This is a genomic window from Psychrobacter sp. M4 (genome assembly GCF_055699795.1).
In genome coordinates this window covers 3551557-3567602 of sequence record NZ_CM146740.1, presented here as the reverse complement: position 1 = coordinate 3567602, position 16046 = coordinate 3551557, and the positions used below count along the sequence as shown (strand labels likewise).

Annotated in this window: 12 protein-coding genes; 11 read left to right on the top strand and 1 reads right to left on the bottom strand. The window is 41.0% G+C overall.

All coding sequences use genetic code 11. From position 1 onward, the window contains the following. Positions 1 to 617: 617 nt before the first annotated feature. From rpmH to ACR63N_RS14955, 8 genes are all read left to right on the top strand, one after another. Entirely contained in the window at positions 618 to 752 is a 135-nt protein-coding gene (gene rpmH / locus ACR63N_RS14990; RefSeq protein WP_007394757.1) for a 50S ribosomal protein L34, read from the top strand. Between the two features lie 229 nt (positions 753 to 981). Next, positions 982 to 1362 (top strand): ribonuclease P protein component, encoded by a 381-nt coding sequence (gene rnpA, locus ACR63N_RS14985; RefSeq protein ID WP_367111127.1) that lies wholly within the window; start codon positions 982 to 984, stop codon positions 1360 to 1362. Next, on the top strand, positions 1355 to 1729 hold the full coding sequence (gene yidD, locus ACR63N_RS14980; RefSeq protein WP_367111126.1) for a membrane protein insertion efficiency factor YidD: 375 nt from the start codon (positions 1355 to 1357) through the stop codon (positions 1727 to 1729). The genes rnpA and yidD overlap by 8 nt, the downstream gene beginning before the upstream one ends. A 223-nt stretch (positions 1730 to 1952) precedes the next feature. Continuing rightward, positions 1953 to 3635, top strand: coding sequence for a membrane protein insertase YidC (gene yidC / locus ACR63N_RS14975; protein ID WP_367104795.1), 1683 nt, complete (start codon positions 1953 to 1955; stop codon positions 3633 to 3635). 209 nt (positions 3636 to 3844) lie between these two features. Then, positions 3845 to 5326 carry a tRNA uridine-5-carboxymethylaminomethyl(34) synthesis GTPase MnmE gene (gene mnmE / locus ACR63N_RS14970; protein WP_367104794.1) on the top strand — a complete coding sequence of 494 codons (1482 nt, stop codon included), beginning with the start codon at positions 3845 to 3847 and terminating at the stop codon, positions 5324 to 5326. 46 nt (positions 5327 to 5372) lie between these two features. Then, the gene (gene nrdR, locus ACR63N_RS14965) at positions 5373 to 5843 is read left to right on the top strand and encodes a transcriptional regulator NrdR (protein WP_367104793.1); all 471 of its coding nucleotides are present in this window, start codon (positions 5373 to 5375) and stop codon (positions 5841 to 5843) included. 63 nt (positions 5844 to 5906) lie between these two features. After that, the gene (gene ribD, locus ACR63N_RS14960; protein ID WP_367104792.1) at positions 5907 to 6977 is read left to right on the top strand and encodes a bifunctional diaminohydroxyphosphoribosylaminopyrimidine deaminase/5-amino-6-(5-phosphoribosylamino)uracil reductase RibD; all 1071 of its coding nucleotides are present in this window, start codon (positions 5907 to 5909) and stop codon (positions 6975 to 6977) included. A 406-nt stretch (positions 6978 to 7383) separates the two neighbouring features. Continuing rightward, a complete protein-coding gene (locus tag ACR63N_RS14955) occupies positions 7384 to 8067 on the top strand; it encodes a riboflavin synthase (protein ID WP_367104791.1) in 684 nt (227 codons plus the stop codon). A 31-nt stretch (positions 8068 to 8098) separates the two neighbouring features. On the opposite strand, the gene ACR63N_RS14950 is transcribed toward ACR63N_RS14955, so the two are convergent. After that, on the bottom strand, positions 8099 to 10957 hold the full coding sequence (locus tag ACR63N_RS14950; protein WP_472782273.1) for a response regulator: 2859 nt from the start codon (positions 10955 to 10957) through the stop codon (positions 8099 to 8101). 295 nt (positions 10958 to 11252) lie between these two features. Between ACR63N_RS14950 and fmt the strand changes: the two genes are divergently transcribed. The 3 genes from fmt to thrC all read left to right on the top strand — a co-directional run bounded on the left by fmt (position 11253) and on the right by thrC (position 15748). After that, on the top strand, positions 11253 to 12284 hold the full coding sequence (gene fmt / locus ACR63N_RS14945) for a methionyl-tRNA formyltransferase (RefSeq protein WP_472782761.1): 1032 nt from the start codon (positions 11253 to 11255) through the stop codon (positions 12282 to 12284). A 54-nt stretch (positions 12285 to 12338) separates the two neighbouring features. Further along, positions 12339 to 13949, top strand: coding sequence for a transcription antitermination factor NusB (locus ACR63N_RS14940; RefSeq protein WP_472782272.1), 1611 nt, complete (start codon positions 12339 to 12341; stop codon positions 13947 to 13949). A gap of 383 nt (positions 13950 to 14332) precedes the next feature. Beyond that, on the top strand, positions 14333 to 15748 hold the full coding sequence (gene thrC, locus ACR63N_RS14935; RefSeq protein ID WP_472782271.1) for a threonine synthase: 1416 nt from the start codon (positions 14333 to 14335) through the stop codon (positions 15746 to 15748). The last annotated feature ends 298 nt before the right edge of the window (positions 15749 to 16046 follow it).

Sequence of the window (16046 nt, the reverse complement as noted above, 5' to 3'; positions counted from 1 at the left end):
GAAAAACGCAAGCCTCATTGTATTAAACAGTAAAAATCACTCAACGCTATAAACAACTATCTAGTATTACCAACTACTTAACATGGTCTAGAGTGTTTAGCGAGAATCTTTCGCTATAAGATGATTTGAACCCATCTTTAAACTGAGGCTAATTTAACATAAATACCCTGTGGATAACATCCTGTTTTTTGGGGATAAAGCTGTGGACAGTTTTGTGGATAAGTTGATATGTTGAGTTATCCATATTTCACCCACAGGTTATCCACAGGGTTACCCATAGCGTAGTATATTGATAATAAAGTATAATTTAGACTTAACCACAGATATTTAGCTCCCCAATAACAACAATACTACTATTATATTAATTATTTATTATTATGGAGTACGACAATTTCTGTGGATAACTTTTTAAAACAGCTATTAATTCTGGCAAAAAGAATGTCATTACAGTAAACCTTTCTTGTACTCTTACAAACTTGGTTCTCAATAAACCTATCGTCGAGCAAATAACTACAAAAACCGTAGCAACATAATTGATTGATTTATTGACCAACGTATGATGGAGTGATATAATCCTGCGCTATTACGAATTTAGTCCATTATTTGATAGGTGAGTTATGAAACGTACATTCCAACCAAGCGTGATCAAGCGTAAACGTACTCACGGTTTCCGTGCACGTATGGCCACAAAAAAAGGCCGTCAGGTCTTAGCACGCCGCCGCGCTAAAGGCCGTCACCGTCTTACTGTATAAAATACATAAAGACAGCTATGACCAAGCATGTTGATTATTTTTTTTTATAGATCCCAATTATTCATAAATTATAATAGTAATTGTCTTCCATCATCATGTTGTCATATATTAAAAGCGCCTCTACTGGCGCTTTTTTTGTTTCCATACTTATTGTATTTATTACCAAACACTTCTTTATCTTAACTAGCTCGTTTCATGCGCTCTTCAAGCTCCTATTTGAGGCTTCACTATGCCTAATACTATTCTCACTACCCCTACTAACCGTTTTACTAAAGAGCAGCGTCTGCTCACTCCTAAGGCATTTCGTAACGTATTTGATGCTCCAGAACGTAAACTACATCAAAGTCATTTGATGGCCTTTGTACGCAGTAATGACTCTGAACAACCACGTATAGGTATGGCAATAACTAAACGTAAAGTACCTACCGCAGTAGCTCGTAATTTAATAAAACGGCAAATAAGAGAAAACTTTCGCGTACAATCTTATAATCTACAAAATAAAGATATTGTTTTTATTGTTAAAAAACCTATTAAAGATATAGATAAAAAAGAATTAAAATTACAGATAAATAATATATTTAAAAAAATAGAAAAAAATAAAAATGAGTAGTTTAATAAAAAATATAAATAATACATTTTATATATTTTTCAAAAACACTATTTTATTTTATCAAAAAATAGTTAGCCCTATTATTCCTGCTCGTTGTCGGTATTATCCAACATGTTCAAATTATGGCATTCAAGCTTTAGCATGGCATGGAGTTTGGTCGGGAAGCTGGCTATTGTTGAAACGTATTGCTCGCTGCCATCCTTTGGGGGGTCATGGTATTGACTTCGTTCCATTACCTCTAGCCTCTTATCATTATCAGTATTTATTATCTGATAGCACAAAGCTCGGTAGGTCTCAAGGAATCGGTATCTATCGTGATAATCAGAGCTATGTGGCTTGTTTAAATATATTAATGAGCGCAAGTTAAATTTATTAGACCTTAAGTTCAAGCTGTGATCTTACAACATGTATAAGTTATCCACAGCTTATCAACACTGTTGGTATCATTTAGAGCTGTTTTTTAGTAAAATGATGAACATTTTATGTAAATGACTACTAATACTGTTATCCACTATTAGAGATAGCAGCGATTGGTGGTCATGACACATGCCTTAATTTTTCATTCCCTAATTTTAATCTAGGATAGGTTTATGCAAAAGATATTTCGGGTGATGATCATCATTGCGATGCTAATCACCGCTTATCTGCTAATTTTGGCATGGCGAGATGATTATGCCGATACACCAGTGGTTGATTCAGTACCAGAGACTTCCGTCTCCGTAGGTGCTGATATACCTTCTACCTCAGGGGCAGCTGGTGATATTCCGGTACAAACAATACCTACTGAAGCTGATGTAGCTACTACCTCGCCATCTAAAGACATAGGGCTTATTACAGTTTCGACTGATCGCTATGATGTCAAAATCAATCCAGAAGGCGGGGACATTGTCTACTCTGCGCTGAAAGAATACGATGCAACGCTTGATAGTGATGAAGCCTTTGTACTATTAGAAAACAATAGTAATCGTATTTATGTGGCCCAGTCAGGTCTAATTGGTAGAGACGGTATTGATACTGCAGAGGGCCGTGCTATATATAGCACCGCTGCCAACAACTATGTTATGGAAGAGGGCCAGCAAACCTTAACCGTACCCCTCACCTATCAAAAAGATGGCGTGAAAATCACCAAATCTTTTACCTTTACTAGTGGCGAATATCCAATTGATGTTAGCTATCAGATCCAAAACACTTCTGCCCAGCCATGGCAGGGTCAGATGTTTGCACAGTTAAAGCGTGATGACAGCAAAGATCCTGGCATGTCAGATAAAGGTGCGCTAAGTATGGCCACTTATCTTGGCGGCGCTTGGGGAACGCCTGATGATCCTTATAATAAGCTAAAATTTAAGAATTTTAGTGATGGTGAATTGACGGTTACTAGCGACGAGGGCTGGGTAGGCATCGTACAGCACTACTTTGTATCGGCATGGACACCTGATAATTTCACGGCAAACTTCTTTAGCCGCGAGACTGGAAATGATTATTTCATAGGTTTCAACAGCCAACCTATAAATGTCGCTACCAATAAGCAGGTTACTTTAAGCGCAACTTTATATAGCGGTCCTAAAGTACAATCTGAGCTCAAAGATGTGGCAGTAGGTCTTAATCAGACCGTAGATTATGGTTTGCTATGGCCAATCTCAAAGGTGTTGTTTGCGATCCTTGATGGTATTCACAATATTATCGGTAATTGGGGCTGGTCGATTATTGTTTTAACAATTTTGGTTAAATTTGCCCTGATGTGGTTCTCAAACAAGAGCTACTATTCGATGGCAAAAATGCGGGCTATCGCTCCAAGACTGGCGGCGCTCAAAGAAGAGCATGGCGACGATCGGATGAAGATGTCGCAAGAGATGATGAGTATTTACAAAGAAGAAAAGGTCAATCCAATGGCTGGTTGTTTGCCGATACTCATGCAAATGCCAATCTTCTTAGCGTTATATTGGGTATTAGTTGAGAGTGTTGAGCTGCGTCATGCCCCCTGGATCTTGTGGATTCAAGATTTATCGGCGATGGACCCTTGGTTTATCTTGCCACTGCTCATGGGCGCATCAATGTTTATTCAGCAGCAGCTAAACCCGCAGCCAGCTGATCCCATGCAAGCAAAAGTCATGAAGTTTTTACCAATCATCTTTACCGCTTTTATGTTGTTCTTCCCAGCAGGTTTGGTACTTTACTGGACAGTGAATAACTTATTTAGTATGACGCATCAATATATCGTTAATAAAAAAGTAGAAGAAGAGCAAAAGAAACGTACGGTTAAGGTGCTTAGTTAAGTATCTACTAAGTTTAGGTTTGATGTTTAAAAGAACCATCGCTATAGCGGTGGTTTTTTTTGTAGAGGCTTTGCGTTAATAAAATATATTGAAGTTAAGGGCGCTTAAGTCCCTGATAAAGATAAGAAAGATTGAAAACCACAAAAGATCGCTATTTAAAGTTTGTTTTGTCAGGCCTTGATTAGCTGTTTATAATGGAGTTTTAGCTCATGAGAGTAACTGTGGATTCTGATACTACCTTAACACCAGATGCTTCTTTGGATCTGTCGCCTTCATCTGCATTGAATAGTAGCTCTACTATTGCTGCTATTGCTACCCCGCTTGGACGTGGCGGAGTAGGGGTGATACGCTTATCGGGACCAAAATCCTACGCTATCGCTTGTCAGCTTACTGGAAAATCTGCTTTTACTCCGCGTATGGCAAGCTTTAGTCGTTTTTACCAAGACGACGGTAGCGTTATCGATGAAGGTTTGGTGCTCTATTTTAAAGCTCCGCATTCCTTTACTGGAGAGGACGTGATTGAGCTGCAAGGTCACGGCGGCATGATATTACAAAATCAGCTGCTTATGCGAGTGTTTGAGCTGGGTGCAAAGCAAGCCGTAGCAGGTGAGTTCTCCTACCGCGCTTTTGATAATGATAAATTGGATCTAGTACAAGCAGAGGCTATCGCTGACGCTATCGATGCAACCAGCAACGCAGCAGCTAGCAGTGCCATTCGCTCCTTGAGTGGCGAATTTTCAAAGAAGATCAATACCCTGCTTGAGCAGCTTATTCATTTGCGTCTACACGTTGAAGCGGCAATTGACTTTCCTGACGAAGAAGATGTTGATTTTTTATCAGATGGCATTATACAAAACAAGCTTGAACAAGCGCAGGCACAAGTTAAGCAGGTATTAGCTACAGCGAAACAAGGCCAGCTCTTACGCGATGGTATTCATGTGGTGCTGGCGGGCAGACCTAACGCTGGTAAATCAAGCTTGCTTAATCGTTTGGCGGGTCAAGAGCGCGCTATTGTCACCGAGGTTGCGGGTACTACTCGTGATACTTTGCAAGAAACTGTTGTGTTAAATGGCTTAACTTTGCACCTAACTGACACCGCAGGTCTGCGTGAAACTGAAGATACAGTTGAGCGCATGGGAATAGAGCGGGCGCGAACTGCTATTAATCAGGCCGATATGCTACTGCTAGTCTATGATGTTACTCGTGACATCGAGGGCAATGGAACCCCTTTACAACTGGCTGAACAGCTTTTTGGCAGACTGCCAGAAGCTCAGCGTCTGTTGATCATAGCCAATAAAAGTGATCTATTGGCAGCTCAAGCGACTAGTGTGAGTAGTGAGCAAATATCTTTGGTCTCTTTAATTAAAGATAATAATCAAAGCTATGAACAAGTTAATGTTTCATGTGAAACAGGTGCTGGCATTGATACCTTAATACAAACGCTATGTGACAAGGTAGGTTTTCATCCTCCAGAAAATAGCTTAATTGCACGCACGCGTCATATTGATGCGCTAAGACGTACGGCTGATTATTTGGCCGAGGCGCATGAACAACTGGTAGTATTTCAAGCAGGAGAGCTGGTGGCTGAAAGCTTAAGGCAAGCTCAGCATAGCTTAGGTGAGATCACTGGTGAATTTAGTGCTGATGACTTATTAGGTAAGATATTTGGTAGCTTTTGTATTGGTAAATAGCTTAATCCGGCCTCATATATTGATAAAAATTAATTAGGAATAAACTATGCACTGCCCTTATTGTAATGCGTCAGAGACCAAAGTTATTGATTCACGTCTTGCCGCAGAAGGGGCGCAAGTGCGGCGGCGGCGGCTTTGTAGTACCTGTCAGGAGCGCTTTACCACCTTTGAGATGGTTGAGGTGGTCATGCCGCGCATCATCAAATCAAGCGGTAAGATTGAACCGTATGACAATGAAAAATTGCGCCGCTCGGTGTTATTACCACTACAAAAACGTCCTATCACGACCGATGAGCAAGAGGCTATGATCAGCCGCATCGAAAAACGGGTACGGCATATGGGGGAGCGTGAGATCAGTAGTAAGGTTTTGGGCGAGATTATCATGAGTGAGCTTAAAACGCTTGATGATGTAGCTTATGTCCGTTTTGCTAGCGTCTATCGCGACTTTCAAGATATTGATGCGTTTCACCAAGAGATTGCTAATATTCGTCCCAATGATAAAAAGAGTGACGTTTAATTAGTACTAAATCTTTTATATCAGATTTAGGTGCATCCAAAACAAATACGGTTAATACAAAGTATGGTTGATAAAAATATGTCCAATGTCAGTTATGCTCAAAGCGCGCAAGATAACTATTTTATGATGCTAGCCATTGAGCAAGCTAAACGTGGGCAATATACTACTAGGCCTAACCCCGCCGTAGGCTGCATTATCGTACAGGCAGGAAAAATAGTGGGACAGGGTTTTCATCCAAAAGTAGGACAGCCTCATGCTGAGGTATTTGCCCTAAAAGAGGCGGGTATACAAGCGAAAGGAGCAAGCGCTTATGTTACTTTGGAGCCTTGTAGCCACACTGGACGTACACCGCCTTGTGCCCTTGCGCTTATTGGGGCTGGTATTAAACGCGTAGTGATTGCAGGTCTTGATCCTAATCCGCAAGTAGCTGGACGCGGCGTAGCTATGCTAGAAGCAGCTGGTATTGAAGTTAAGATTGGCGTATTAACTGAGCAAGCAGAATCAATAAATCGTGGCTTTTTAAAAGCGATGCGTACGCAAATGCCTTATGTACGTCTCAAGATTGCCACCAGTCTTGATGGTCGTACCGCGATGGCAGATGGAGAATCGAAGTGGATTACTGGTGTAGCTGCTCGTGAGGACGTACAAAAACTGCGCGCACAGAGCGGCGCTATTATCACCGGTAGTGAGACGGTTATAGCCGATGATCCGCAGTTGAATGTGCGTTCAACCCAGCTAGCAGTAGCGTCAGATCAAATTCCTACGCCTCTGGTCGTTATACTTGATAGGCGCAGACGCTTAGCTCATGATGTGCAATCAGATTATAACTTATGTCGCCGCAAGGACACGCTGTATTGGCATAAAGATGACTTAACTGAGCTGCTAAAAAGTTTGGTAAGTGAGCATCAATGCTATGATGTTTTAGTTGAAGCTGGGGCTAGTGTAGCAGGTAGCTTTCTTAGCCAAGAGCTAGTAGATGAGTTAATCATTTATCAAGCGCCTTGTTTTTTAGGATCGCAAGCTCGAGCTATGATTGACTTTCAGCCCTTATCTTTAGCACAGCAGCTACGCTTTAATTATCAAAGTTATGAGAGAATTGAAACAGACTTAAAGATTGTTTTGACCCCACTATAAGACAGCTAATGATAAGACAACTAATAGTATCAACAACTTATCCACAAGCGCTAATAAACGCTACTGATTGTGGATAACTATACAAATATTGGTTAGGTTTCATGTGAAACTGTGCATAACTTTGTTTCATGTGGAACTAACTATCTATCGCAACACTAGTATATTTTAAAGTAAAGCTATTAGAATCAGTAACTTAAGTTGATATGATGCAGTTTTTTAGTCTATAAGTAGAAAAGCGAATGTATTGTGGATAACTTAGGTAGGAAGTTATTATTTCGACTAATTTAAATTAAAAAACGTTACTTATCCACAGTTTATCCCCTTTATAGTACTTAAAGATTAGTAACCACATTATATGTTTCATCTACCAAAATGTTTTACCTACTAAATAACTAAAGAGGTTCATATGTTTACTGGAATTATCGAAAGTGTAGGTCATGTTAAAGCTGTGCAGCCCGTTGGCGGAGATATCCGTCTTATTATCGAGTCTAATGACTTAGATTTTGACGACGTAAAATTAGGCGACTCTATCGCTTCTAATGGTATTTGTCTGACCGTCGTAGATTTTGGTACTAATTATTACGCGGTTGATGTTTCACGTGAAACTATAGCTCGTACTGCCTTGGAGGATCTAAAAACAGGTGATATCGTAAATCTAGAAAAGGCAATGCTACCAACTACTCGTTTTGGCGGGCACATTGTAGCTGGCCATGTTGATGGCGTAGGTGTAGTGAGTAAGCTACAACAAGACGCGCGCTCGATCTATATTGAGATTGAGATCCCAAAGGAGCTAGCCCATTATACTGCCACAAAAGGGTCGATTACTCTTGATGGTATTAGCCTCACCACCAATTTGGTACGCGACAATATCGTTAGCCTAAATATCATTCCCCATACGGCCAAAGTAACTAATATTGCCAAACACTGGCTCGTAGGCAACAAGGTCAACGTTGAGGTGGATATCGTTGCCCGCTATTTGGAGCGTCTATTGACTAAAACATCAGCGGGCGCCGTAGACACTATGAACAACCTATCTTCACAAAGTATGATTACAGAGAGTTTTTTGGCAGAAAACGGTTTTATGAAGTAAATATTGTTATCTAACAACTAACCATAAAATACTATAGATCAGCGCCAATAAAACCTTTTAACATTGTTAGTAGTTTATCTAGATTTATAGGTTTTTCTAAGAATCCATTCATCCCTGCTCTATAACAGGCTTCTTGATCCTCCTTAGTGCTATTCGCTGTTAAGGCAATGATAGCAATATTATCTCCCTGCGCGCGAATAGCCTTAGTCGCCTGTATACCATCCATAACTGGCATCCGGCAATCCATCAAAATAAGGGTAATATCTTGGCGCTGAGTCTCTAGCTTCTCAAGCGCTTGTTTACCATCGACGGCTACGATGCTGTTATAACCAAGTTTATCTAACAGCTTACAGGTGATTTTCTGATTGGTTATATTGTCATCGACGACTAAAATTAACGGTTGTCCTGATCCGCTTACGGATACTTTTTCTATACTTTGCTCTATCTGTTTTTTGCTCAATGGTTTTTTATTAATGTGATCCACGTCATTCACGATATTTTTGACAGTGTCATTACGCTTTTGAGTGTTTGTTTCAGACTGAGTGAGACGTATCAACTCAGATAGCAATAAAGTGACGTCTAAAGGTTTATTTAAAAAGCTATCGAATTGATCTAATAAAGTAGAGGGAATATTACGCTCCGGCTTCATACTAAATAGAATTTTCGCCAAAGTGCTATGATTCAACAAACGATTGACTACATCATAATTGTCGTTATTGTGTGCTACGCTGGTGCCTTCTTTTGTTGATGTCTGAGTAGACATTGAAGCATGAGGAGCTATTGCTATATGGGTTTCGTAATACTCATAATCGAGTAACAATACAGAAGTCAGCTCTTCGTTATCGTAAGCTAATTGGTTATTTAGCTGATTTATACTTTTATCATCTAAACGGGTATAAATGGTAACTGGAATAGATAGATACTCGCAAATAGGCGCTATAAAGTTTGCACATAACTCGTTTTCTACAATAAAAATTAGCCGAACACGTGTCAAATGGCTATGAAAGTGGTATATCGGTTGATAAATTGGCGACTGACAAGGCAGGTAAAGCGCAAAATCGCTACCTTTATTAAACTCACTATTTAGTTGAATAAAACCACCTAATAATTGAGCAAAACTATTGGATATTGCCAGTCCTAAACCCGTACCGCCAAAATTTTGACTAATGTTTATATTGGCTTGGTTAAAATATGAGAAGAGCTTGTGTTGTTCAGTGGCTGCGATACCGATTCCAGTATCTTTAACGCTAAAACGTATCCACTGATGAGTAGAGTCTTTCTTGAAGGTCGTAGTAGCTAAAGTACGAGCAACTTTAATATCGTCTATTTTATACATTTGCTCGTAGCTAAGCGGTTCAATAACTAATGCTACGTAACCTGATGAGGTAAATTTGATCGCATTGTCTAGTAAATTAAGTAAAATCTGCCGTAAACGACTGCTCTCGGTATGAATATAGCGAGGACATTCAGGAGCAAAGAAATAGAGGAGATCAATACCTTGCCGGCGCGCGCTACCGATCATAAGATCGCTTATATTCTGACCAAGCTTAAAGATGTCGGTGGACTCGGTAATAAGATCAGACTTGCCAGCGGTAATCTTAGCAGTATCAAGCATGTCATTTAGCATGGTTAGCATAGATTGGCTAGAGTAGGTTAGGGTGGCAAGAACCTCTTGCTGCTGCGTAGATAGTTTGTGCGCATCAATCAATCCAAGCGTACCAATAATGGCGTTTAGTGGCGTACGTAGCTCATGACCTACAATAAATCGGAGCTTGGTCGACTCTTTCAATTGTGAATGCAAGTGTTGGTTCTCAAGCTGCAAGTGGTCTATTTGTTTGTTAAGTTTATGAATGTTATTGAGTAGTACCGTAAACCCATGTACTTGTCCATGGGTACCGAACCACGGGGTAATATGGAGCTGGTAGGCTTGTTTATCTACTAATCCATATACCAGTAAAGTGCGAGTCACTCGCAGGGTTGCCAACTTTTGCAGCAGCTGCTGGGTTGCTTTGTCACTACCTGTAATAAAATCCGTTAAACTATAGTTGAAGTCGCGCTGAAAAGTGGTCGTAAAAACCTGTTCAAAGCGCTGATTAAAAAAGCTGATCTGGCCTTGACGCATAACCATAAGCATAGGTAGCGGCGCTTGATTTACCAGATGCTCTAAGCGTTGGCGAAGTGTCTTAATACGACGATGGTAATTATGCAACTGATAGCTGACGCGGCTTAGCGCATGGCCTAGACGCAAAAACTCAGGTGTGGTCTCCTCACTAATAAAAGTGGGGGACGTATAGGCTTCTTTAGCAGCCGTAGTTAGACTCTCAGTATAGCGTAGCAATTGATCCCAGTTGCTACGCCGTTTGAGCATATAAAGTAGTGCCAATCCAAAGAGTAAGATAGCGCTCATAAGCGGCAACCAAAGCTGGTACGATAACCAGTTGATATCAACAGGCTGATGACGCAATACCACGTATACTTGGTGACCATTTTCAAGTTTGATTTGACCGATCAAGCCATGACTGTCTATCTGATATGAGTTGCTATTAGCACTAGGCAAGTAGTTGGTTGCAGGAAAAGTAACGTTAGTAAATTTACGTTCATCAGGCTGCGTATGTTGATGAACGTAGGTCTGGCCAGAAGGTAATATAAAAATCAGCTGATAACTTATGTCTTGAAAAAAGGGTTTAGCGAGTATCTTTTCTATGTCGCTATCGGTCGTTGCATTATGTTCAGTTACTTCATGGTTCAAGGCCCTGAAAACGAATTGACTGTGCTGTTGATTTTGGTTTTTTAATGCTAAAAACATCATAACGTAGTATAAAGAAAGCATGATCAGCAGCGTCAAAACATAGAAAATAAGCAAGCGGCTTAATGACTGAAACTGTTGCATGAGAGTGTGATCCTATACTTGCATGATAATACCATCAGCTATGGTAACAAATTTGCCTTTATCTCACACAGTTACTGTTACTACGAGCAACTAAACATAGCGACTTGCCAGCTCAAAGCATGTTAATAGTCTAAATGCCAGCCATGGCACAACGCTGTAAACTCACCTATAATGTCACGACTATTCATGCAATACGTAATATGAGGCTATGCTTATGAATGACTTGGCTTTTAACAACGATAATCTAACCAACGCATCTGACAAAGAGGCTGGCGCTGATAAAGAGCGGCTATCGATTAATAAGCTCCAACCACTACGCATAGTATTTGCTGGTACGCCTGAATTTGCCGCAACAGCGCTTAAAGCCTTAATTGAGCAACAAGACGCGCTAAATATAGAGATTGTCGCCGTTTATAGCCAGCCGGATCGTAAGTCTGGCCGTGGTCAAAAGCTAACCGCTTCTGCCGTCAAGCAAGTAGCCCTTAACTATGATATTCCTGTGGAACAGCCCGCGACCTTTAGCAAGTCGAGTACCGAGGGCATGGCAGCGCGGCAAACGCTGCGTACTTATCATCCCGATGTCATGATAGTCGCTGCTTATGGACTTATTTTGCCGATTGGGGTACTAAACATACCTACGCATGGTTGCCTAAATATTCACGCTTCACTCCTGCCACGTTGGCGCGGTGCGGCGCCCATTCATCGGGCGCTATTAGCTGGCGATAACGAGACGGGCATTACTATTATGCAGATGGATAAAGGACTCGATACTGGCGATATGCTTTATAAAGTAAAATGCCCTATCGAGAATGATGATACTGCTGCCAGCTTACATGATAAGCTAGCTGATTTGGGCGCAGCAGCCACCGCGACCGTACTACAAGACTTACCAAGCTATCAAGCAAAGGCTATTTCTCAAGACGAAAGCCAAGCTAATTACGCCGAAAAGTTAGTCAAAACTGAGGGCGAGATTAATTGGACACAGCCTGCTGCAGTGATTGAACGCCAAATTCGTGGCTTGAATCCATGGCCGGGGGCTTATACTTTTCTTGATGGTCAGCGGGTAAAGGTTTTAGCCAGTATGCCCGTCAATAATACTCAATCAACCGTAAAACCTGCTGGCACTGTCATTAGTGTTGGCCGCAAAGCGATATTAGTTGCTTGCGGTAAAAACGATGATAGCGACACTGATAATAATACTGAGGCCAGTACTTTACGGATAACCCAATTACAATTTGCCGGCGGCAAACCAGTAAGTGCTGAGCAAGTTTGTCAAGGTAATCAGCTTAATGATGGTGATGAATTTACCAGTGAATCTGACCATTAATCAGAACAAATCAATCCATACAGACGCTGTAAAGCGAATTGGAAATTAATAAATATGAGACATAAAGCTACAACGTCTAATAACCACAAAAACAATAAAAACAAACCTTCAAGCAACCTTAAAATGACCGGTAGCGTACGTATACGTGTGATTCGCACCTTGCTTGCTATTCAACAAGGTCAATCACTATCAAGTGTGCTTGACCCACTACTCAACAGTCTGCACGAAGGCGACAAAGGTTTTGCTCATGCGCTACTATTGACCACATTGCGCCAGTGGTATGCATTAGCACGCTTGCTCGATAGCTTGGCAGACAATCCTATTGATGAGATTGAAGTGCGCACCACCATTCAAGTAGGATTGGCACAGCTATTGTATTTAGAAGTCGCGGATCACGCGGCGATTCATGAAACCGTTGAGGCAGCAAAAGAGATTGAGTTTGCAAGGGCGGCTGGTCTTATCAATGCTATTCTGCGCAAAGTCGCCAAAAACCCCAATAAATTCCGCAAAAAATGTGACAAAAACCACAGTCTGCCCAATTGGCTGGCACGTCAGCTTAAACAAGATTGGAGCGAGCAGTATGATGAATTAACTCAAGGTTTACGTCAGCCTGCGCCGATGTTTTTGCGAGTAAATACTACCTTCAGCTCAACCGAGGATTATCACAAGCGTTTAGGAGATGCCGATATCAGTGCTGATTCGGTTAAGTTATCAAGTGGTTTACAATTACCTAATTCAACAGATGCTTCTAGCGCTACGATATCCACCATATCAACACCAGTACTACGCTTGGCACAAAGTACAGCGGTAAGTTTTTTACCAGAATTTGCTGAGGGCACTGTCAGTGTGCAAGATATGCACGCTCAACTTGCGGCACCGCTGATTCAATTGGCGCTAAGTAATAAGATAAAAGCTGACGATATTAACGATGAACCTACTTCTGAGCTGCACCTATTAGATGCCTGCGCAGCGCCGGGTGGTAAGCTTGCGCACTGGTTAGAGCTACTAAGTAGCGATAAAGAACAGTCATTGTTTCATGTGAAACAAAATGATTTAGATAATGATTCAGAGTTAGACCCAGCTAATAAAATTACTAATATTAAACTAACCGCTATCGATAATGAAGCGCCGCGGATTGCGCGTATTCATGAAAATTTAGCAAGATTAAATTTGGAGCAGTCGCAGCAACAAGAAGGCAATAAGAATATCAGCCTCGATATAGTTTGCGCTGATGCGACTAGGTGGCAAAAAACCCAGCAAGTTAAAGCTGACAGCGCTGAGGATTTAGCTGTATTTGACGCTATTCTACTCGACTCACCTTGTACGGCAACTGGCGTGATTCGTCGACATCCGGATATCAGTATCTTGCGTAATGAAGAAGACGTCGCGCAAACGGCATTATTACAGGCGGATATTTTGCATAATTTATGGCCACAATTAAAAGTGGGTGGTTATTTGCTGTATATCACTTGCTCAATCTTGAAGCAAGAAAATGTGGAGCAGATGCAAGACTTTTTAAAGCATCATGATGACGCTACCGCTATAGAATTTACCGATGATTGTAATTGGGGTATTAAGCAGGCGATTGGTCGTCAGTGCTTGCCGATAGATAGCGAGAGTGGTGATGGGTTCTATTATGCGTTGCTGCGAAAAACGGCTGAATAAATAGCTCTAGTCTCTAGTTTTAATGATTGAGGTTTTGGGGTAGGCTGGCGCTTTTAGCCCAGCAGCGACTTTATAAATTGTTCAATGCGTGGCTTGAAATATAACTTTATTATGGTTCCAAAGTAGGTTGGCGTGGAGCTTGCGACACCTGAGAGCTGTAAAACGAAGCACTGCTTTGTTAGGCTCGCAAGAGAAAATTCCTTAAAGGGGATTTTCTGATAGCGGTTATCTAGATGAGCTACCAATACATCTACAAAACTTACCTTAGAAACCGATAAGCCGTTTATTTAATAGAGCTCACCATCAAAAATATGCTACTCTTTTGCTATTTCTCCTTTTTGTATTTCACAGATAAATAAAACAATTCTTTGACAGGATAAACCATGAAATATATCAGTACCCGTGGTCAGACGCAGCCGATGGATTTTAGTGATGTGTTATTGATGGGGTTGGCGCCCGATGGCGGTTTGATGCTGCCTGAGTATTATCCAGAGGTGGATGCAGCGGTTTTAGAAGAATGGCGGGGGCTTAGTTATCCAGAATTAGCGTTGGCAATTATGCAGCGTTTTGCCACTGATATTCCTTATAGCGACTTAAAAGATATCGTTGAGCGCACTTATACTATTGAAGTATTTGGTGATAAAGAGATTGTGCCCGTACGCAAGCTTGAAGATGATTTATATATTCTAGGATTGTCTAACGGCCCAACTTTGGCGTTTAAAGACGTAGCGATGCAGTTTTTGGGCAATGCGTTTGAATATGTGCTCAAACAACAAGGGGCGCGTATTACCATCATAGGTGCGACTAGTGGTGATACCGGTAGCGCCGCTGAATATGCCTTGCGCGGTAAAGAGAACATCGAAGTCTTTATGCTATCGCCGCATGGCAAAATGAGCGAGTTTCAGCGCGCGCAAATGTATAGCTTGACCGATGACAATATCCACAATATCGCTATCAAGGGGATGTTTGATGATTGCCAAGATATTGTTAAAGCACTGCAACAAGATGCTGAGTTTAAAGCCGCTTATAATTTAGGTACGGTTAATTCTATTAACTGGGGACGCATCTTGGCGCAGATCGTCTATTATTTTAAAGCTTACTTTACCGTCACCACTAGCAATGATGAACAAGTCAGCTTTAGTGTGCCTTCAGGTAATTTCGGTAATATTTGCGCCGGACATATTGCACGTGAAATGGGTTTGCCGATTGGACGCTTAATCGTCGCCACCAATGAGAACGATGTTTTAAACGATTTCTTTAACAAGGGTGCCTATCAGCCACGAGCAACCGATAAGACCTATGTGACCTCCAGTCCTTCAATGGATATCTCCAAAGCCTCTAACTTTGAACGTTTCGTTTATTTGCTATTAGAAAAAGACAGTGCTCGCGTTCATGAGTTGTTTGAAGGAGTGAAGTCGGGGCAAGGTTTTGATTTATCCGATGTGATGGAGAGCGTTAATTCGCGTTATGGTTTTGCCGCCGGCAAGTCCACGCATAGCGATCGTTTGCAAACCATTAAGTCTCTTTATGAGCAATATGGTGAACTGGTGGATCCGCATACCGCTGATGGCATCAAAGTCGCTAAAGAGTTGCAGCAAGATGGTGAGGTTATCATTTGCGCAGAGACTGCTTTGCCTGTTAAATTTGCCGAGACTATCAAAGAGGCTATTGGACCAGTAGATATTAACCGTCCGGCTCATACCGAAGGTTTGGAGGATTTAGAGCAGCATGTGACAGTGCTGGATAATAATGCTGAGTTCGTTGCGGAGCAGATTCGACAACATGTGAAACCAAATTAGGAATATACCAACGTTTCATGTGAAACTATATATTATTAAGTTTATTATATTAATATAATTAATAAAAACTAGTTTATCTCAAGGCTGCTATTGACTAATACTTTAGTTGGTAGCAGCCTTTTTAATGTAAAATTTATGTAAATAAGTATCTAAATTTATACTATTATGTATATAATTGTAAAAATAGCTATTCTAATAAATAATAAATCAATTAGACGTTTTTCTGGATTCAATCTTGCAGAGATAAATTATAGAACGGTTACAAAACCTACTTGCGGTATATCTTAAAATTTGTGGA